The 18493-nt window shown below is 64.3% G+C and carries 17 protein-coding genes; 6 read left to right on the forward strand and 11 right to left on the reverse strand.

Annotation, left to right across the window (positions count from 1 at the left end):
• Window positions 1–82: 82 nt before the first annotated feature.
• Window positions 83–943: an alpha/beta fold hydrolase gene (locus ACFEMD_RS10430; RefSeq protein ID WP_394740944.1), complete on the forward strand. Its 861-nt coding sequence runs from the start codon at window positions 83–85 to the stop codon at window positions 941–943.
• A gap of 78 nt (window positions 944–1021) precedes the next feature.
• Here ACFEMD_RS10430 and ACFEMD_RS10435 read toward each other — a convergent pair whose 3' ends face one another.
• From ACFEMD_RS10435 to ACFEMD_RS10450, 4 genes are all read right to left on the reverse strand, one after another.
• The gene (locus ACFEMD_RS10435) at window positions 1022–1336 is read right to left on the reverse strand and encodes a HalOD1 output domain-containing protein (RefSeq protein WP_394740945.1); all 315 of its coding nucleotides are present in this window, start codon (window positions 1334–1336) and stop codon (window positions 1022–1024) included.
• A gap of 134 nt (window positions 1337–1470) precedes the next feature.
• A complete protein-coding gene (locus tag ACFEMD_RS10440; protein ID WP_278290661.1) occupies window positions 1471–2214 on the reverse strand; it encodes a DNA polymerase sliding clamp in 744 nt (247 codons plus the stop codon).
• Window positions 2215–2730: 516 nt separating this feature from the next.
• Complete coding sequence (locus tag ACFEMD_RS10445) at window positions 2731–3843, reverse strand: ATP-binding response regulator (RefSeq protein WP_394740946.1); 1113 nt, start codon at window positions 3841–3843, stop codon at window positions 2731–2733.
• A 49-nt stretch (window positions 3844–3892) separates the two neighbouring features.
• A complete protein-coding gene (locus ACFEMD_RS10450; RefSeq protein WP_394740947.1) occupies window positions 3893–4795 on the reverse strand; it encodes a winged helix-turn-helix transcriptional regulator in 903 nt (300 codons plus the stop codon).
• A 157-nt stretch (window positions 4796–4952) separates the two neighbouring features.
• Here ACFEMD_RS10450 and ACFEMD_RS10455 point away from each other — a divergent pair, with 157 nt between their 5' ends.
• Complete coding sequence (locus ACFEMD_RS10455; RefSeq protein ID WP_394740948.1) at window positions 4953–6251, forward strand: DUF2334 domain-containing protein; 1299 nt, start codon at window positions 4953–4955, stop codon at window positions 6249–6251.
• Window positions 6248–7792 (forward strand): glycosyltransferase, encoded by a 1545-nt coding sequence (locus ACFEMD_RS10460; protein ID WP_394740949.1) that lies wholly within the window; start codon window positions 6248–6250, stop codon window positions 7790–7792. The genes ACFEMD_RS10455 and ACFEMD_RS10460 overlap by 4 nt, the downstream gene beginning before the upstream one ends.
• 242 nt (window positions 7793–8034) lie before the next feature.
• Here the strand turns inward: ACFEMD_RS10460 and ACFEMD_RS10465 are convergent, their stop codons facing one another.
• Window positions 8035–8559, reverse strand: coding sequence for a DNA-binding protein (locus tag ACFEMD_RS10465; protein ID WP_394740950.1), 525 nt, complete (start codon window positions 8557–8559; stop codon window positions 8035–8037).
• Window positions 8552–9214, reverse strand: a complete 663-nt coding sequence (locus tag ACFEMD_RS10470) for a nucleotidyltransferase domain-containing protein (protein ID WP_394740951.1) — start codon at window positions 9212–9214, stop codon at window positions 8552–8554. The genes ACFEMD_RS10465 and ACFEMD_RS10470 overlap by 8 nt, the downstream gene beginning before the upstream one ends.
• A 224-nt stretch (window positions 9215–9438) precedes the next feature.
• On the opposite strand from ACFEMD_RS10470, the gene ACFEMD_RS10475 reads away from it, so the two are divergent.
• Window positions 9439–10224 carry a 23S rRNA (uridine(2552)-2'-O)-methyltransferase gene (locus tag ACFEMD_RS10475; protein WP_394740952.1) on the forward strand — a complete coding sequence of 262 codons (786 nt, stop codon included), beginning with the start codon at window positions 9439–9441 and terminating at the stop codon, window positions 10222–10224.
• A gap of 106 nt (window positions 10225–10330) precedes the next feature.
• Here the strand turns inward: ACFEMD_RS10475 and ACFEMD_RS10480 are convergent, their stop codons facing one another.
• Genes ACFEMD_RS10480 through ACFEMD_RS10490 form a run of 3 tightly spaced genes read right to left on the reverse strand, consistent with a single transcriptional unit; the run spans window position 10331 to window position 13251 of the window.
• Window positions 10331–10585: a hypothetical protein gene (locus ACFEMD_RS10480; protein WP_394740953.1), complete on the reverse strand. Its 255-nt coding sequence runs from the start codon at window positions 10583–10585 to the stop codon at window positions 10331–10333.
• Window positions 10586–10640: 55 nt separating this feature from the next.
• Window positions 10641–10829 carry a CopG family transcriptional regulator gene (locus ACFEMD_RS10485; RefSeq protein ID WP_394740954.1) on the reverse strand — a complete coding sequence of 63 codons (189 nt, stop codon included), beginning with the start codon at window positions 10827–10829 and terminating at the stop codon, window positions 10641–10643.
• 49 nt (window positions 10830–10878) lie between these two features.
• Window positions 10879–13251 (reverse strand): twin-arginine translocase subunit TatC, encoded by a 2373-nt coding sequence (locus ACFEMD_RS10490; protein WP_394740955.1) that lies wholly within the window; start codon window positions 13249–13251, stop codon window positions 10879–10881.
• Window positions 13252–13394: 143 nt separating this feature from the next.
• On the opposite strand from ACFEMD_RS10490, the gene ACFEMD_RS10495 reads away from it, so the two are divergent.
• A complete protein-coding gene (locus ACFEMD_RS10495; protein ID WP_394740956.1) occupies window positions 13395–14450 on the forward strand; it encodes a twin-arginine translocase subunit TatC in 1056 nt (351 codons plus the stop codon).
• A gap of 417 nt (window positions 14451–14867) precedes the next feature.
• The gene (locus ACFEMD_RS10500) at window positions 14868–16640 is read left to right on the forward strand and encodes a nitrite/sulfite reductase (RefSeq protein ID WP_394740957.1); all 1773 of its coding nucleotides are present in this window, start codon (window positions 14868–14870) and stop codon (window positions 16638–16640) included.
• A gap of 38 nt (window positions 16641–16678) precedes the next feature.
• Here ACFEMD_RS10500 and ACFEMD_RS10505 read toward each other — a convergent pair whose 3' ends face one another.
• Window positions 16679–17038 carry a hypothetical protein gene (locus tag ACFEMD_RS10505; RefSeq protein ID WP_394740958.1) on the reverse strand — a complete coding sequence of 120 codons (360 nt, stop codon included), beginning with the start codon at window positions 17036–17038 and terminating at the stop codon, window positions 16679–16681.
• 153 nt (window positions 17039–17191) lie between these two features.
• Window positions 17192–18436, reverse strand: a complete 1245-nt coding sequence (locus ACFEMD_RS10510) for a glycosyltransferase (protein ID WP_394740959.1) — start codon at window positions 18434–18436, stop codon at window positions 17192–17194.
• Window positions 18437–18493 lie beyond the last annotated feature (57 nt).

Below are 18493 nucleotides of genomic sequence, written 5' to 3' on the forward strand. Positions count from 1 at the left end.
CGGTAACACGCTGTTACCGATTTCGCGGGTCGGCCCTGCCTCGAGGGTCGATTTCAAGGGCGTCCGACGCGTCGGCACGCGTATGCCACGGGTCACTCGAGACGGCGTGTCGATCTACTACGAACGCGACGAGGGGGAGGGGACGCCGGTCGTCTTCCTGCAGGGACTGGGATTCGGGCGGTGGATGTGGCGCTGGCAACGGGAGGCCGTCGCCGACGACTACGGCGTCATCGCGCCCGACAACCGGGGGACGGGTCGCTCCAAGGCGGGCCTCCCGCCGCTCGTGGGCCGACTGCCGCGAAAGCTTCGCGCCCCCCTGATCTTCAAGTTCGCCGGCTACTCGATCGGCGGGCTGGCCGCCGACCTCGAGGCGGTCCTCGACGACGTCGGCATCTACGACGCCCACATCGTCGGCGCGAGCATGGGCGGGATGATCGCTCAGCGCTACGCGCTCGAGTACTCCCGGGCGAAGACGCTGACGCTTTGCTGTACGACCCACGGCGGGGTCGACGCGGTCCCGATCCCCGACGAGACCCAGGAACAGATATTCGACACCCCAGACGGCGCGAGCGAACGGGAGGTTATCCGTCACCGAATGCGGCCCGCGTTCAACGAACGCTTCACCAACCGGAACCCGCACCTGATGGATCGCATCATCGAGTGGCGCTTAGAGCAGGACGCCGACGCGCCGGCCCGAGAGGCCCAGGCCGCGGCCGTCCTCGAGTTCGACGTGAGCGATCGGCTCGAGCGGATTCGGGTGCCGACGCTGGTCATGCACGGGACGAACGACCGAGTCCTCCCGGTCGCGAACGGGAAGCTGCTCGACGAGAAGATTCCGGACACGCGCCTCGAGCTCGTCGAGGGCGGCTCGCATTGCTTCTTTATCGAGGACTCGGAGCTGGTCAACCGGACGCTTCGCTCGTTCCTCGAGGATCACGAGTGAGTCGTCCCGCCGGCTAACAACCCGTGCGTGCTCGGTTGCCGGTCGTAATCGCTCCTTTGATCGGTCCGCTCGCCAGTATCAGTCGCCGCCGGCGAACGCGCCGGTACTCGAGGGATCGGAGACGCAAATCCGGCCGTCGGTGCGAACGTCGACGTCGAAGCCGGCGTAGGAGAACCGAAGGCTATGGGTTCGGTTTCCGGCCGTTCGACGGGCGTGGGCACACAGCGAATCGATCGCGTCCGGATCGATAACGGCGTACAGCGGCTCGAGCTCGAGCGGATCGACGTCGGCAGCGGTTCCGACCGCGTCGAGGACGGCTTCGCTGGCGCTGTCACCGGCGGGATCGAACGTTGCCTCGTACCGTCTATCGCTGGGGTCGCTGGTGGAGGGCATGCGCGCTCTTCCTACACGGAGGAAACTGGTAGGGACGGTGCTTACCATATCGAGCTTTTAAGTCACGACTCGAGTGAGATACAGTCACACGCGAAGGAAAAGCGATCGAACGTGATCGAACGAAAACGGTGGCGTCAGTCGCTCTGGATCCGCGGCGCCAGCATGTAGGTGACCTGTCCCTGTCCCTCGGCGAACCCGAAGTAGATCTTGACCGGGAACTCCTCGCCCAGGTCGAGCGTGACCTCGGCGTCGCCGGGGATCGCCTTGTCCATATCCTTGAGGTAATCCAGCGAGAACAGCGAGTGAGCCGGGCCGACCTGCAGGTCGATCAGGTCTCCCTGTGTGAGCTCGAGATGAACGTCGTCGGTGTCGCCCTCCGCGTCGACGTAGAAGTACTCCTCGCCCTCGTCGACGCCGAGCGCGATGTGATCGGAGACCATATCCGCGGCCTTCACCGAGCGGTTGACGTCCTTCCCCTCGAGGACGACTCGTGCGGGGAGGTCGAGCTCCGGAATGTCCGGCTCCTGGCGGATCGAGTCGGGGTCGATCAGCGCCAGCGTGTACTCGAGTCCGTCGATCTGGATGTGGAGTTTGCGGGTCTCCTCGTCGAGTTCGAGCTGGATCAGCTGCCCGGAGTCGGCCATCCCGGCGATATCCTCGAGACGGGAGAGATCGACGCCGATCAGCCCGCCGTCGGCCTCGTAGGACTCGAACGCCGTCGCCTCGAGCGAGAGGTCGACCATCCCGACGTTCGCGGGATCGACGGCCCGGATTTCGAGCCCCTCCTCCTCGAGATGGATCTTGCACTCGTCGACCAGCACGCTCACCGAATCGAGCGCGCTGGTGAGCGTTTCCGCGCTCACGATGGCCTTGAACATATGAATCGAGGTACGGACGGTCGCCATAAAAATGCACTCTTTACGCGCGAGCGTGACGCGGGCGCGAAGAAGATATTCGCGGGACGGACCTGGCATCCGTCCCCGGGCGAACCGAAAACTCCGCCCAGCGGAAACGACGACTCACCGGGGGTTCAGACGGCGTCGACCCCGGTGATCTCGTGTCGCCGTCCGTCGTCGATGGACGAAAGACGCCAGCCGTGAGCGTCCGCGACGGCAGCGGCGATCCTGTGTCCGGGATCGTGCCAGGTTTCGTGTCCGTCCTTGTCGTCTCTACCCGCTAGACTGAACGACGCTGACGAATCCTCGATTTCGACGAAGAACCCGCCGTCGAGAGCGCCGACCGCACGCCCACGGGTCGATCCTCCTCCTCGTGTCGACCTCCCTCGTTCTCGAGAAGAACTCCGATCGCATGTGCGAAACGCCACCGACCGTCTTACCGTTGCGCGCCCGACCCCCGCTCGAGGCATCGACGATACGCAGACGCCCGCGACGGGGTCAATGTTCGGATTCGAGGCGGATCCGAACGGTCGTTCCCGGCGGTCGCTCCGGGTCGCTCTCGATGGTTAGACTCCCGCCGTAGCGGTCGACGAACGTTCGCACGAGGTACAGGCCCACGCCGATCCCCTCCTCGTCCGTGGTGTAGCCGCGTTCGGTGGCCCGCCGGCGATCGGTCGCCGAGAGGCCCGGCCCGCCGTCGGAGACCGTCAACTCCGCGCTCCCGTCGGTTCCGCGAGAGACGTTCACGGTTATCGTTTCCTCCGCATCGCCGTGGACGACCGCGTTCGTCAACACGTTTCGGACGACGACGTTGAGAAACCGGTCTGCCCGAACCGAAACCGTCCCCTCGGGGCGGTCGAACGCCACCGTACAGTCCCCGTGTCGTGCCTCGAGCCGATCGATCTCCTCTTCGACCACGGCGACGAGATCGATCGGGACGAGTTCGGTCTGTGGTTCCTCGAGTGACTCCACCATCACTCCGACCGACTCGGTGAGTTCGACGATGTGCTCGCCGGCTTCCTCGATCCGGGAGACGATCCGTTCCGACTCGGGGTCCGTGGCGTCGAGCGCTGCGGCCCAGCCCAGGACGACCGTAGCGTCGTTTCTGATCTCGTGGCGGACGAGCCAGTGCAGTACCGCCAGTTCGTTTCGCTGGCGTTCGATCTCGGTGACCCGGCGTCGCCGCTCGATGGCGTAGGTAACGGTCCGATCGAGCAGCCGTGGCGTCACGCGATCCTTCACGAGGTAGTCCTCCGCCCCCCGCTCGACCGCCTCCCGTCCGATCGCGTCGTCGTCGATCCCGGTCAGGACGACGACGGCCGTCCCGTCGACGGTTTCGAGAACGGAATCCAACGTTTCGAGCCCCAGGGAATCGGGAAGGTTCAGGTCGAGCAACACCAGATCGAACGACTCGTCGTCTTCGAGCGCCGTTCGGGCTTCCTCGAGCGTTCGGACGGTTTCGACGGTCGTGCCCGTCTCGCCTCCCCCCTCATCGGTCGCCACCGGCTCCGTCCCCCGCTCGCGGTACAGCATCGTCCGGTACAGCCGCGCCTGCAGGTCGTCGTCCTCGACGAGCAGTAGTGTGTGAGAAGAAGACTGTTCAGCGAGCATTACGTTCACCAGGAAGCGGGCTCTCAAAGGTTCTCTGGCCGAACCCGAATCAGGAAGCGTCCTCGTCGGAGGGTGACACCTCCGTCTCGGGGTCGGCTCCCTCCTCGAGCAGTCGGCGCCACGGTTCGCGAGCCTCGACCGCGGCCGCCCGGTCGGCCTCGATCCGCTCCAGTTCCGCCCTCGCGCGGCGGTACGGCGCCGTCGATCGAACGGCCGAGCCGAGGTGGGTCTCGACGAACTCGAGTCTGTGGCGTCGCGCCCGGACCTCGCGGGCGATCGGTGCCTCGTCGGGGAGTCGGTTTAGCTCCTCGATCGCCGTCCGTAGCTCGCGCTCGGTGATCGGCTTTCGCAGCAGTCGATCCGCCGGTAGCGAGACGTCCGCCGGTGTCACCTGCATCGACGTGAGGACGGCGATCGGCGTTTCCTGCCCGACTCGAGCGATCGACGACGCGATCTCGTCGCCGCTCTTTCCCGGCATCGACCGATCGAGGACTGCGATATCGACCGACTCCTCGAGGCGCCGAAACGCCTCTCGGCCGTCGGTCGCCGTCACGACGTCGTAGTCGGTCGCGAGCCACAGCGCGTAGAGTTCGAGCAGTCGGCTGTCGTCGTCGGCCAGCAGCACGGTCGGCGCGCCGGCACCCGTTACGTGGGTCGCGTCCCACTCCGCCATCGACTCGAGGATCGCGTACAGCTCCCGACCCGCACCGGTGAGCTCGTACTCGACGCGACGGGGCTGTTCCTGGATGACGTCGCGCGAGACGACGCCGTATTCGCGGAGGTCCTCGAGGTTGTCCGAGAGCACCTTGCTCGAGATCCCCTCGAGTTCGCGCTTGCAGTCGCCGAAGCCGAGCCGCCCCTTGGCCGCCAGAGCGACGATTAGCCGTGGCTTCCACTTGGTGCCGAGTAGCGAGCCCGCGACCGACTGTGCCGGATTCGGCGTCTGCGTCATGTGGTCGTCTCCAGTTGCGGACACGTTCCCTAACGTCTCCGAAACGATAAATCGGACGCCCGGGGCGATGACAAGGGGATGGTAACCTCGAGGTAACCCGGGGGCGATACCTTCGGCTCGTCGTCGATAGTCGTTCGGAAATCCCCTCCGTACGGTAATGACTACGTATCCGACCCGTTGTTCTCGGTGTGACGCACAGTCGGTCACGGACGAGCGAATCGTCGAACACGTTTGCGGGCACGTCGCCTCGGCCGGGGCGTTCGACGACGGCTGTGAGAAGTGCCGCCATCGGGCCGACGCCGACACGCTGGCCGACCTGCAGACGGTCGAGCGCTGCCTGGAGTGTGGCCACCGCTCGCCGCTGGAGCCCGACCAGGGGATGATCGGTCCCGTGCCTGCAGTCTCCTTTCCGACGCTTCCGACCCCGGAACAGAATCTCAGTTGGATTCCGGCCCGGTTCGTCCCGGAGTCGCAACTCAGGCGGGGCGTTCTCAGCACTGCGCTTATCGCGATGGTGCTCGTCGCCGGAATCGCCGGTGCCGTCTCCGTGACGCCCATGCTCGAGGGAGAGCCGGCCGATGAGGCGTCGGTCGATGCCGACTGGGCGGAGTACGACTCGATCGTGATCTTCAGAAATGACGACATCCAGCCGTGGTACAACCAGGAGGAGCTGCGTGCGGTCGACGACGTCTTCATCGAACGCGACGTGCCCGTCACGCTCGGGATCATCCCCGACACGAACGGGAGCGCCGCCCTGACCGAGGACCCGGAGCTCTGTGAGTACCTGCAGTCGCTCGAGACCGATCACCCCGGACAGTTCGAGATGGCGATCCACGGGACCACCCACGAGCCGGTGACCGATTTCTACGGCGCCAGCGAGTTCGGCGGCCTCCCCGAGGCCGAACAACGCGAGCGACTGGCCGAGGGCGAGGCGTTGCTCGCCGACTGCGTCGACTCACCGTCGTCGACGTTCATCCCGCCGATGAACACGTACGATACGACGACCGTCGAGGTGCTCGCCGAGTCGAACTACACCGCCGTCTCCGGCGGCCAGTGGTTTACCGACGAGTACTACGACACCGACAACGAGACCTACTTCGAGGCGGGCGGACTCACTCACGTCCCCGAGACCCAGGCGTTCGAGAACTGGACCGCGTACGAGGAGGAGGGCGGGGACGATAGCGACGTGCCGTTTCACGACCTCGAGACGCTGACGGACTCGTTCGACGCGAGCCACGAGGAGAACGGTGTCCACGTCGTGATGCTTCATTACCAGTACTTCACCACCGACGACCGACTCGAGAAGCTCGAGTCGCTGATCGAACACATGCAAAGCGGGGACGACGTCGGCTTCCTGACAGTCGAACAGTTTGCCGAGGGACTCGAGGACGGTACGGTCGAGGAAACCGACGAGGGCTGGCGCATCCTCGAGCCCATCTCGGCGGTGAGCCGATGAGCGTCGAGCGACCGTTCGGGAACGCCCTTCGCTTCGGGCGGACGATGGGCCGCGGCCTCCGGGCCGTGAAGTGGCGCTCGGTCGCGCTGTTCCTCTCGGCGCTGGTGCCGTTCGGGCTGCTGATAAACGTGATGAACGCGGGAACGCTGTACGCGATCGCACTGTTAAGCGGGCTCTTCGTGTGCTACTTGCTCTGGAGCTACTACGTCGTCGAGCGCAACCCTCGGTACGAGTCCCTGTTCGGGATACGGGCGCTGGTCGTCGGCGGGGTCGGCTACCTCGCGACGATCGTCTGGCTGGGCTGGCTCACCCCCTCGCCGATCGCCGTCGTCCACCTGGGCGCGGTCGTGTTGATCTTCGCGTACTACTGGTTTATCGCGTTCATCGCGTTCTTCCACGACCAGATCGGCCGCTCGAAGTACGTGCCCAGGCCACCGTACCCGAACGTGACCGTCCTGATTCCCGCGTACAACGAGGAGGGGTACGTCGGTCGGACGATTCAGGCGCTGCTCGACGCCGACTACCCCGCCGAACGGCTCGAGATCGTCGCGGTCGACGACGGGTCGACCGACGGAACCCTCGCCGAGGCGAGCGCGTTCGCCGCCGCCTCGGATCGGGTCTCGGTCGTCAGCAAGGCAAACGGCGGCAAGTACTCCGCACTGAACTACGGATTGCTGTTCGCAGACGGCGACGTCATCGTCACCGTCGACGCCGACAGCATCGTCGACCGCGACGCCCTGAAACGGATCGTCGCCCCCTTCGAGGCCAACCCGAAGATCGGCGCCGTCGCGAGCAACGTCACAATCTGGAATCGCGACTCGCTCATCACCCGCTGTCAACAGCTCGAGTACACGATCGGCGTCAACATCTACCGGCGGGCGTTGGACTACTTCGGCATCGTGATGGTCGTTCCCGGCTGTCTGGGCGCCTACCGCCGCGAGGTGCTCGAGGAGGTGTTCGCCTACGACCCCGACACCCTCACCGAGGACTTCGACGTCACGATGAAGGTGCTCCGGGCCGGCCACCGCGTCTCGGTCAGCGACGCCCGCGTCTACACGGAGGCGCCGGCGACCTGGCGAGACCTCTACCGCCAGCGTCTACGCTGGTACCGCGGCAACTACATGACCGTCTTCAAACACTGGCCGGTCGTCACGGATTCGTCCTACGGCTACCTCAGTCGGATCGCGCTGCCGTTCCGACTGGTCGAGATGTTCTTCCTCCCGCTGGCGAGTTTCGTCATCCTCGCGTACATCGCCTGGCTCGTCCTCGCGGGGTACGTGACGACCGTCCTCGCAGTGTTCGTCTTCTTTACGAGTATCGTCTTCCTGATCGCCGCCCTCGGTATTCAGATCGAGGGCGAGGACTGGCGGCTGCTCGTCTACGCCCCGTTGCTCGTCGTGGGTTACAAGCAGTTCCACGACGCGCTCAACATCCGCTGTCTACTGGACGTCCTGATCGACCGCGACCTCGCCTGGACGCGGGCGAACCGGATCGAACAGGACTCGAGTGCCGACGCCGAGCCCACCCGATCGGCCGACTGACGCCGCCTGAGACGGGACGTCGGGCCGGCTCAGTTTCAGCAGGTCTTTGCGCGTCTGGTCCGTAGCTGTGGGACGAACCGGCTGATCCCTCGAGTCGTGACTGGATCAGCGTGATCGACAGATGGCACGGAAAGACCACTACTACAACTACCCCTCTTGATCTGTTTCATCTACTATAGTAACAACTGAAACTGTTTGCCACCGATCACACAGCCGTCGTGCGATCGGGTGCGCACTGACTTTCAGTGGCTACTATAGTTCTGACAGCGACACTCGTGTGCGATTTGTGAAAAATTCTTGATATAATCATGGACGGCAACTGCGAGGTCGAACATCGCATCGGCCTGTTGAGCGGCAGCGACAGTCTCGCGGTAGTACGCTGCTGCGCGGTTGTCACGGTAGAGTTGCTTCATCCGCCGCGCAGTTTCATCGGTGACGAGATGGAGATCGGCACCGCGGTCGTATGCCCGGTCGTGTCCCTCGCGGAAGTCATCTATCGTATCGTTCGACGCGGTGAGTGCGTAGAACTCGAGGGTGCGCTCGATGGCAGCGAAAGACATCTCGATGACGCTCGTATGGTAGCCGTCGTGCTTGCGGAGCAGACGGCACGCATCGAGGAGGCGGCACGCCTTCCGAAGTTGAATCACGTTGGGATCGTGAGCATTCGGGTCGAGTCCTTCCTCGTAGTCGGGACGACCCAGTTGGCCGGTGAAGGCATCCTCGGCGTGTGCGACTGCATCGACGAGGGCATCGGGTTCGTCAGGCATCACTCATCACCTCGCACTTGAGGTCGCTGAGAGTGTTGCTGTCCACGAGCGTTATCGCGTCGGCGAAGATCTCTCGAAGCCGGTCACCGTGGCCGCGTGCCGACTTCGGCGTCTCGACGAGAATCTGGAACTCGTAGCGGTCGCCGTCGAACCGCTTTTCTCCGAGTTCTTTCGCGACCTCGTTGGCGCGATGCTGCTCGACGCGGTCGCCGGCCAGTATCCAGAGGTCGATGTCGCTCTGGCGGTCAGCACGGCCTCGGGCGACGCTCCCGAACACGAGAACACCCTCCACGTCTCCGAGCTCGTCACAGATCCGGTCGAGTGCAGCACGGACTGGTGGATGGTACTCCGGCTGGGGAATGCGAAGGACTGGATCGTCGGGCTTCGTCACGCGAGTTCGATTGATGGAGACGAGTCGACGGTTACCCTCGCTCTCGACCACAATGACGTCATTGGCTTCGAGGACGTCAACGGCCCGCTTGACTGACTGGGCCGCGTTGTCGGTAAGCCGCCCCAGCTCGCGGATCGTGAACTGCTCGTACGGATTATCGAGTAACAGTCGGAGCAGGTCGTCAGTTGCCGTGTGGCGGAACAAATTGGGATCCGTGGCTGGTATCGGAAGCTCGATCGTGGCTTGCTTCGCCTCGTCGGCCACCGTTGTCTGTCTCGTCATACGTTACGTATAACGCGTAACGAGACAATAGATTTCCGGTGGGACAGAGGAGCCAGCAAACCCGTCGTAGCAAATTCCACGGCTGGAAGGGGCGACGCGCTGCCAGCACCATCCGATGTACCTTTCCGGGTTGGCGACGTCTCCTTTCGTATGAACGCGGATTCGCCAGCCCTCGTGAACGCGCCACGAACCTCGATGAGGTATTCATGACACGAAAAGACCACTACTACAACAAGGCGAAACAGGAGGGGTACCGCAGCCGAGCGGCCTACAAACTCAAGCAGCTCGACGATCTCGAGAACGTCATCTCCGGCGGCGACACCGTCGTCGACCTGGGGGCGGCTCCGGGCGGCTGGCTCGAGGTTGCCGCCGAACGGGTCGGCCCGCAGGGACGGGTCATCGGCGTCGACCTCCAGCGGATCAAAGACCTCGAAATGCCCGGCGGCACCGATCGAATCGAGACGATCCGCGGCGACATGACCGAGGACCGAACCCGGGATCGAGTCACCGACGCTGCCGGCGGCAGCGTCGACGTCGTCGTCTCCGACATGGCGCCCAATATGTCCGGCGAGTACTCCCTCGACCAGGCTCGGTCGCTACACCTCGCCCGTCAGGCGTTCGAGACGGCGCTCGACCTGCTCGACAGCGGCGGAAACTTCCTCGTCAAGGTGTTCGACGGTCCCGACGTCGACGCCCTTCGGGCCGACCTCGAAGAGGAGTTCCAGTACGTTCGGGCGACGGCGCCCGACGCCTCCCGCGAGTCCTCCTCGGAGCTGTACTTCATCGCCAAGGGGCGGCTGACGGGGCCGGTCCGGGAGGGCGACGAACTCGAGGTCGAGATCGTCGACGTCGGCAGCGAAGGCGACGGGATCGCGTCGATCGAGGGATACCGGCTGTTCGTTCCGGAGTCGGAGAAGGGCGACGTCGTCGAGGTTCGCGTCGACGACGTCAAACCGAACTTCGGGTTCGCCGAACGGATCGACCGGGACTGAGACTGTCGGATAGAAGTCAACACGGAGCCGATCTAAACTCCGGGGTCGTCGTGTTCGATGACTCTAGCAGAACGATCGGCTTCACGTAAGTCTGTCAGCAGTGTGATTACTCTTGCTCGTAACTGATCCGAACCGTCGTCACCGACTCCTCGGCCGTGGCGACGTACAGTTCCTCGAGGTCGTCGAAGACCTCGGGCGGCAGCTCCGCCGCTCCGTCGGCGCGTTCGGCTTTCGCGACGGCGAGTTCGTCGTAGAGGTGGGCCGTCGCCTCGTGGAGCGCGCGCTGGACCGCCTCCGTCGCCGGAAGTTCGACGGCTCCGTCGGGCGTATTGGATTCCTGTTCAGTCGTGGAGGGCGTCATGGCACAGGGTACACCGCCGAGCCCCCATAAGCAATCTGGTTCTGGGGATCGGTAATTACGACCGCTGACGCTCGTCGGGCTCGAGTCGGCCCTGTCGGTCGTCGATCTCGTCTAAGATATCGAGGGTCTTGCGGACGGAGGCGCGGATCGCGTCGCTGCGGTTGACGAACTTGCCGTCGTCGCCGACGTGGTCGTCGAGGTCGTCGAGCAACTCCTGTGGGATTTCGACGCTGATCTTGGGCATGGACGATCGTTCGCAGGGAACTCCCTTAAGCCGTCTGCGACCGGTCCGGCTACTCGGGCGTCGGCGCGGCCTCGGGTTCGGGGTCGGGACTGCCGCCGCCGCCGCCGAAGAAGCGGCCGCCGCCGGTGAGCACGTACAGCACGGCGAGTCCGAGCATGTAGGTCAGCGCGATCGGGATCGCGACCAGCAACATCGTGAGGATTCCCTTCGGGCTGAAGAACGCGGCGGCCGTGAAGATCCCGACGACGATGGGCCGCCAGCGCTTGAGCATCGTCCGGTAGTTGACGATGCCGCCGATGTGGAACAGCGCCATCGTGACGATGATATTAAAGAGGAAGCCGACGCCGAGCGTCGTGTAGATCACGAGCCACGAGAAGCTGTTGATCCGGTAGGAGACCTGCATCCCGTTCGTGACGGCGTCCGTGATCAGATACGAGATCACCGCGGGGGCGATCCAGTAGAAGCCGATGAACAGCCCCATCGCGAACCCGCCGATCATCGCGCCGCCCCAGAGGAGCATCACGCGCGGGTCGCCGCGGACGAGGCCGCGCTCTCTGGCGGCCGGCCAGCTCCAGTACAGAATCAGTGGAGCGACGGCGATGATCGCGAGGATCGTACTGACCTTCACCATGAAGATCAATACCTCGACGGGGTGGAGTGCGATGACCAGCCCCGCCTCGTTCAGGATCTCCGTGATCTCCGCCGTCGAGTCCGCGGCGGCGATCTCTTCCTCGCTCATGTCCGTGACCTGGGCGAGGGCCGCGTCCGGTACGCGATCGACGAACTGGGTGAGGACGACGCCGAACCCACCCTGGTAGAGCGCGACGAACGTCCCGCCGAGCACGACCATGAACACGCCGACGATGTAGAACATCTTCGAGGTGAGGCTGTTGAAAATAAAGGCGAGGTCGTAGGCGTAGCCGCCGACGTCGTCCTCGGTTGTCTCCTCCTCGGTGAAGGCGTCGAGCATTCCGGCGGCGGTACTCGAGAACAGCCCGCCCTCCTCTTCCTCGTCCGCTGTTGCGGCGCTGCCGCCGGCAGCACTCCCGGCACCCGCACCGACGTTCGAGTCGGCGCCCGGCCCGTCGTCGGATCGCTGTTGTTGTTGCTGTTGTTTCTGCAGTCCGTCGTACCGGTCGAGGATCGCCTGTGCCTTCTCCCGGTTGTCGTCGTACATCGCCTTCCGGGATTGATCGAGGGCCTCCTCCTCCTCCATCTCGAGGAAGACCGTCGCCGGAACGTCCCCGATGTCGTCGGCCGCGAGGGTCTCGAAGTCGACGTCCTCGGCGGTTTCGGCGGTCCGGATGTCGTCTTCTCGCGGATAGACGGGCGACTGCAGGACCTTCACCGTGTAGCCGAGCAGGATGAGCCCGCCCACGGTGGTGGCGGCGATCACGGCGATCGCTAGCAGACCGAGTACGCCGTAGTCGACGTACAGTTCCCAGAATCCGACCGTTCCGCCCTCGGGCTGGAGCCACGCCGGCAGGTTCGGATACACTTCCTGATTGACGAACGCGAACCCACCCTGCACGATGAACACTACTGCAGCGACGGCAACGAGGGCGATAACGCCGAGGAACTGGAGGAGCCGCCGCTTCATCAGTCCGGTTCCGGTGTCGAGCTCGGCCGCACCCCGACGGCGGATGTTCGTGACGACCTTCGCCAGTCCGAGGCTGAAGACGTATAGCGCGAACAGCGGCATCGCCCACATGATCAGCGTGAACGGGTCCGGCGGGGAGAACATCGCCCCGAAGACCGTGATGGCGACCGCGGCGTGGCGCCACTTGTTTCGGAACGTCTCGTAGGAGACGATCTCCGTGTAGGAGAGTACGCCCATGAACAGCGGCATCTGAGCCGCGAGACCGAACGAAAGCGTCAGAAGCGCGATAAACTCTGTGAACTCGGTGATCCCCCAGCTGGGGTTGACGCCGGCGTCGAACGCGACCGCACCGAGGAAGTCGAACGCGAACGGGAAGAAGATCGCGTAGGCGTAGAAGACGCCGACCCAGAACAGCACGAACGACGCCATCGCGAAGCTGGCCATGTGAAGCCGCGAGATCGGAACCTTCGAGCGGAAGCCGCGCTCGCGGAGTTTCTGACGGGAGAAGTACAGGAGGGCGGGGATCGCGACGATGATCCCGACCAGCATTCCGATCTTCGCCTGGAGGAGGATGACCTCGAACGGCGTCCGGGTAATGATCTCGGTCGCGTCGGCGACGATCTGGTTCATCTCCGAAGTCGCCGTCCGCTCGAGGAAGTCCCAGATCCAGACCCGCAGGGCGTAGAAGGATCCGAGGAAGCCGAGGACGAAGACGATAAACACCTTCTGGAGGTGCGTCTGGAGGCTCGAGAGCATCGCGCCGATCGTCTCCCGGCCAGTGTTGATAGCGCGGGCCGTGTCCTCGTCGACGGCAGAGCTCATTTACTGATGAGTTGTAGCTGACATCCGGTTATCAACCTTTCGTGTACGAAACGGCCGTCTTGTGAAACGACGGCGGCCTGTCTGCGGTTTCGGGTGACCGTAAGAAAAGGCCTATAACTGGCGGGGTATCTATATCTCGATAGATGTCGGACGAGTCGGCGACCGATGGGGACGTCGAACACCCCGAAGAGCCGCGGGACGATTCCGAGGACGGTGTCTCGAGCGACGCCGATGCGGAACCCGACACCGACAACGAGATCGAACCTGACGCAGACCCGGATCCGGAGCCCGACGCCGACGACGAGACGACCGACGTTGATTCGGAGCCCGACGCCGACAACGACGGTGCGCTCGAGCGGGCCGACGACGACGAGCCCGAACTCGAGACCGACGGCGAGGGGGTCGTCGGCGACCGTCCCGAGGAGTCGGAGCCGACCTACCCCGACCCCGACGAGGACGTCGGCGGGATCTCGACCCCGCCGGACGACGAGGAGATGCCGCTGGCCGACCACATCGAGGAGATGGTGCTCCGACTGGCGGTCGTCTTGCTCATCGGTGCGGCCGGGACCGCGATCGGGCTGCTGTGGGCATCCCAGGCGATCGAGTACGTCTGGAACAACGTTTTCCCCTCCCAGTTCGAGCAGGTCCCCCCGCCGCATATCTACCACCCGCTCGAACTGTGGTTGACCCGAATCAAGCTCTCGGCGCTGTTGGGGATCATGGTCGCGCTGCCGATGTTCGTCTACCAGTGTTACCTGTTCATGAAGCCGGGGCTGTACCCCAACGAGCGCAAGTACTACCTCGCGGCCGTCCCGACCAGCGTCATCCTCGCGGGGCTGGGGATGATCTTTTCGTACCTGCTGGTGTTGCCGATCCTCTTCCAGTACTTCACGTTCTACGCCGAGGGGAGTGCGGGGATCGCCTACGCGCTCGGGGACACGTTCAACCTGATCATCACGCTGACGGGCTTTCTCGCTATCGTCTTCCAGATCCCGCTGTTCATGATGCTCGCGATCATGATGGGCGTGACGACCCGGAAGTGGCTCGCGGACAAGCGGCTGTACTTCTGGGCCGGTTTCGCGGGGCTGGCCTTCCTGTTTACCGTGGACCCGACGATGATGGCCCCCATCCTCGTCGCGATCACGATGATCCTGCTGTTCGAGGGAACCCTGTTACTCCTGAAGTGGACGGGAAGATAGCCCTTCCCGGCCAAATCCTCGCCGAAACCCTCGAGCCCCTGGCGCGACCGTTCCCGGCTCCCACCTGCTCTCCGGTCTCCTCGAGTCCGTCTGATTCCGCTATAGTATCAACTGAAACTGTTTGCACACCGATCGCACAGCCGTCGTGCGATCGGGTGCGCACTGACTTTCAGTTGCTACTATAGTTGCCGTTGAGAATCGTCGCTCGAGTGCGAACTCCGTTCGCATATATCTCCTTATACAGATTGTAGTCGATTGGAGATCCGACGTTCGCCGCCGAATGCAGAGGGGAAATGGACGATCGTTAACAGTTACAGTTATACGGGTTAGGAACATGGGGATGAAACATGAATACGTCCCCATCCGGAGGAAAAGAGCACGAATTGGAGTACGATCGTCATATCGGGGTGGTCGGCGGTGGCGCATAAGAAAGAGGACCAGAAGGCGGACTGTTACGGCGACGAGGTTCGCGAACACATCCTCGAGTTCGCCGAGAACGGCGGCTACGAGGCGATTCCGGAGGACGAACGCGAGGAGTGGTTCACCCGGTTCAAGTTCTGGGGGCTGTTCCACCAGCGCGACGGCCAGGAGTCCTACTTCATGATGCGCCTGACCAACGCCAGCGGCGTCCTCGAGCCCGGTCAGTTACGGGCGATCGGCGAGGTCGCTCGCGACTACGCCGCGGGTCCCGTCGAGAACCCCGAGTTCGGTAACGGCTGGATCGATCTCACGACTCGGCAGTCGGTCCAGCTCCACTGGCTGAAACTCGAGGACGTCCCCGAGATCTGGGAGACACTCGAATCGGTCGGTGTCTCCTCCAGATCCGCAGGCGGGGATACGATGCGTAACATCTCCGGGTCGGCGCTCCACGGCAAGGTCGAGGAGTACGTCGATTCGGGCCCACTGCTCGAGCGGTTCCAGGAGGAACTCCGCGGGGACGACGCCCTCGCGAACATGCCCCGGAAGTTCAACATCAGCGTGACGGGTTCGAAATCGGGCTGTGCACAGGACTCGCTCAACGACATCGGCTTCGAGCCGGCGCGCAAGGAAATCGATGGAGAGACGGTCAAAGGGTTTAACGTCCGCGTCGGCGGCGGCCTCGGCGGTCGCCAGCCCCGCGCCGCGAGCCCGCTCGATATCTTCGTCCGCCCCGAGAACGCCTACGAGGTCGGCCGCGGGTTCGTCGAGCTCTACCACGACCACGGCAATCGCCAGAACCGATCGAAGAACCGCACGCGCTTTTTCGTCGAGGACTGGGGCGAGGAGCGGATCCGCGAGACGCTCCAGGCGGAGTACGTCGACGTCGAACTCGAGACCGCGGGCGAGAGCTTCCGCGAGGAGTACACCTACAACGCCGGCAAACCCGCCGACGCCGGCAAGCGCGATCACGTCGGCGTTCACGAGCAGCAGGGCGAGGGGATGCACTACGTTGGCCTGACGGTTCCGGTCGGGCGCATGCCCGCCGAGGACGCCCTCGAGCTCGCCGACCTCGCCGACGAGTACGGCTCCGGCGAGCTTCGGCTCACGCGCCGCCAGAACCCCGTAATCGTCGACGTTCACGGAGACGTCCTCGAGGAGCTGCTCGCCGAGCCACTGCTCGAGGAGTATCGACCCGAGCCGAGTCCCTTCGAACGCGGTGCAATGGCCTGTACCGGCACCGAGTTCTGTTCGATCGCGCTGACCGAGACGAAAGCCCGGATGGCCCGGACGCTGCGCTGGCTCAATCGCAACGTCGACCTGCCCGACGACGTGGACACGATCAAGATGCACTACTCGGGCTGTACGGCCGACTGCGGGCAGGCCATGACCGCCGACATCGGGCTCCAGGGGATGCGCGCCCGCAAGAACGACGAGATGGTCGAGGCGTTCGACATCGGCGTCGGCGGCGGCGTCGGCGAGGAGCCGTCGTTCATCGAGTGGGTTCAGCAACGGGTGCCCGCCGACGAGGCCCCCGGCGCGATCAAGAACCTGCTCGAGGCGTTCGCTGCCCACCGCGAGGCGGGGCAGACGTTCCGCCAGTGGGTCGAGGCGACCGGAACCGAGACGCTTATCGAGTGCTGCGAGCCCGAGGAAACCGACTTCGAGGCACCGTACATGGCCGACGCCAAGCAGTCCTGGTACCCGTTCTCCGACTCTGACTCGCTGGCGGAGGCGACCGCGAAGAGTTCGATGGTTCCGTCGGACGACTGATCGACACTGCCTTTCAGTGCCCTTCCGCGAGACGTCGGCTACCGGTGATCGGCCGTTCGCCGGCGTGCGTACTCGAGCGCGTCCTCGAGGGTCCCCGGTCCGTCGTAGCGCGCGGAAAACAGCTGCATGAACTCCAGCGCGATCCGGTTACAGCGATCGAAGGTGAGCACGGTTCTGACCGGTTTCGTTTCGGAGAGCTCCAGTCCCGGGTAACTCGTCGCCGTGAGCGCGTAGCCGGGGTGGGAGTCGCCCTCGAGGGAGGCGGGGGCGACCTTCACCCGCAGGTCGTCGGACTCGTGGCGGTAGGTCAGGTACCGCAGTTCCCGATCGCTGTCGGTCGTGTTATAGTTTCGCTCGGTTTCGATCCTCCACTGAGACGGCACGTCCTCGTCGTCCATCGGCAGTTGCTATCCGCCGAAAGGCTACGTCCGTATCGACTTGTGCAAAATTTCCGTACGCTTGAATAGAATCACTTCGTCTTTCGAGTTTCACGCCCTAAAACCGATTATACACTGGACGGATGGCTAACAGATATCGAACTCAGTGGACGATCAGCTACCGGCCTCGCTCGCGAGTAGGGTGAGATAATCCTCGAGCAACCGCGGGAGGAGGAACCGTTCGCGGACGGTTTCTCGGCCCCGTTCTCCCAACCGATCCCGTAGTCCGTCGTCCTCGAGGAGCCGAACGAGTCGATCCGTCGTTGCCTCGGTGTCCTCGGGCTCGACGAGGTAGCCGTTCTCGCCGTCCTCGACCTGAAGCGGAATGCCGCCGACGTTCGCGCCGACGACCGGCGTCTCCTTCCACAGCGTCTCCGAGACGGTCAGCGCGAACCCCTCCCGAAGGGATTTCTGGACGCCGACGTCGGCGCTTCGCTGGAGGAGGTTGATGCCGACGTCCGGCAGGTTCGTCAGAAGGTGGATATCCTCGTCGGTCTCGGTTTCGGCTTCGACCTCGCGGTAGACCTCGATCCCCTCGGGATCGTCGTCGGGCATCCCGCCGGCCAGCACGAGCTGAGCGTCGGGTACCGTCTCGCGGACGTCCCGGTAGGCCTCGACCACCCCGAGCGGGTCCTTCCAAGGGTCGAACCGCGACACCTGTACCAGCAGCGGCCGATCGGTATCGAAGGGGTACTCGCCCGGATCGCTCCCCTCGAGATCGGCCGGGAGCTCCTCGATCGCCCGATTCTTCTCGGTGAACGGGTCGATCGCAGGATGAACGATCGCGGTCTCCTCGTCGGAAAGCGCCTCGGCGTACCCCGGGTGGCTGACGAGGGTGCGGTCGATCGGCTCGAGCCAGGAGCGAACGAACTCGAGGTAGGTATCGGCCGCCGTCGTCAAGTCGATGTGACACCGCCAGAGCAGGCTCGCGTCGGGGTACCGATCGGCGAGCGTCGGGGCCATTCCCAGGGACTGCGGATCGTGGAGGACGATCGCGTCGTAGCGTTCCTCGAGCGCCCTCGCGTTCTCGCGGGTGACGCGCCGGTAGGTGTCGCGCATCTCGTCGGTGAGCGGGGTGTGGTCGCCCTGCAGTCCGTTGTGGATGGTCTTGGTGACGTCGTAGAACTCGTCGGGGGCGTCCATTACGTACCAGTCGACGTCGACGCCGACGTCCCTCGAGAGGGGGACCAGCGCGTGCAGGATCTCGGCGACGCCGCCGCCGTCGGCGGTCGTGTTGACGTGGGCGATTCGCTCGCCGCCGAGTCGATCAGCCCGGTCACGGATACCGTCACGGCGGCTCCGGTCGAGGTAGTCGTCGTACGCTGACAGTCGTCGATCGGCCGTTTCTACGGAAAACATTCGTCGTGCGGATAGTTCGCACGCCCTGTCGGATCACTGTTTCTCACGTTTTCAGAC

This window comes from Natronococcus roseus (genome assembly GCF_043677095.1).
GTDB lineage: Archaea > Halobacteriota > Halobacteria > Halobacteriales > Natrialbaceae > Natronococcus > Natronococcus roseus.

Coding starts and splice junctions, on each gene's coding strand:
- ACFEMD_RS10430 (WP_394740944.1), top strand. CDS start 83: ATGCCACGGGTCACTCGAGACGGCGTGTCGATCTACTACGAACGCGAC.
- ACFEMD_RS10435 (WP_394740945.1), bottom strand. CDS start 1,336: ATGCCCTCCACCAGCGACCCCAGCGATAGACGGTACGAGGCAACGTTC.
- ACFEMD_RS10480 (WP_394740953.1), bottom strand. CDS start 10,585: ATGACGCCCTCCACGACTGAACAGGAATCCAATACGCCCGACGGAGCC.
- ACFEMD_RS10510 (WP_394740959.1), bottom strand. CDS start 18,436: ATGTTTTCCGTAGAAACGGCCGATCGACGACTGTCAGCGTACGACGAC.
- ACFEMD_RS10440 (WP_278290661.1), bottom strand. CDS start 2,214: ATGTTCAAGGCCATCGTGAGCGCGGAAACGCTCACCAGCGCGCTCGAT.
- ACFEMD_RS10455 (WP_394740948.1), top strand. CDS start 4,953: ATGACTACGTATCCGACCCGTTGTTCTCGGTGTGACGCACAGTCGGTC.
- ACFEMD_RS10460 (WP_394740949.1), top strand. CDS start 6,248: ATGAGCGTCGAGCGACCGTTCGGGAACGCCCTTCGCTTCGGGCGGACG.
- ACFEMD_RS10475 (WP_394740952.1), top strand. CDS start 9,439: ATGACACGAAAAGACCACTACTACAACAAGGCGAAACAGGAGGGGTAC.
- ACFEMD_RS10490 (WP_394740955.1), bottom strand. CDS start 13,251: ATGAGCTCTGCCGTCGACGAGGACACGGCCCGCGCTATCAACACTGGC.
- ACFEMD_RS10450 (WP_394740947.1), bottom strand. CDS start 4,795: ATGACGCAGACGCCGAATCCGGCACAGTCGGTCGCGGGCTCGCTACTC.
- ACFEMD_RS10445 (WP_394740946.1), bottom strand. CDS start 3,843: ATGCTCGCTGAACAGTCTTCTTCTCACACACTACTGCTCGTCGAGGAC.
- ACFEMD_RS10495 (WP_394740956.1), top strand. CDS start 13,395: ATGTCGGACGAGTCGGCGACCGATGGGGACGTCGAACACCCCGAAGAG.
- ACFEMD_RS10505 (WP_394740958.1), bottom strand. CDS start 17,038: ATGGACGACGAGGACGTGCCGTCTCAGTGGAGGATCGAAACCGAGCGA.
- ACFEMD_RS10465 (WP_394740950.1), bottom strand. CDS start 8,559: ATGCCTGACGAACCCGATGCCCTCGTCGATGCAGTCGCACACGCCGAG.
- ACFEMD_RS10485 (WP_394740954.1), bottom strand. CDS start 10,829: ATGCCCAAGATCAGCGTCGAAATCCCACAGGAGTTGCTCGACGACCTC.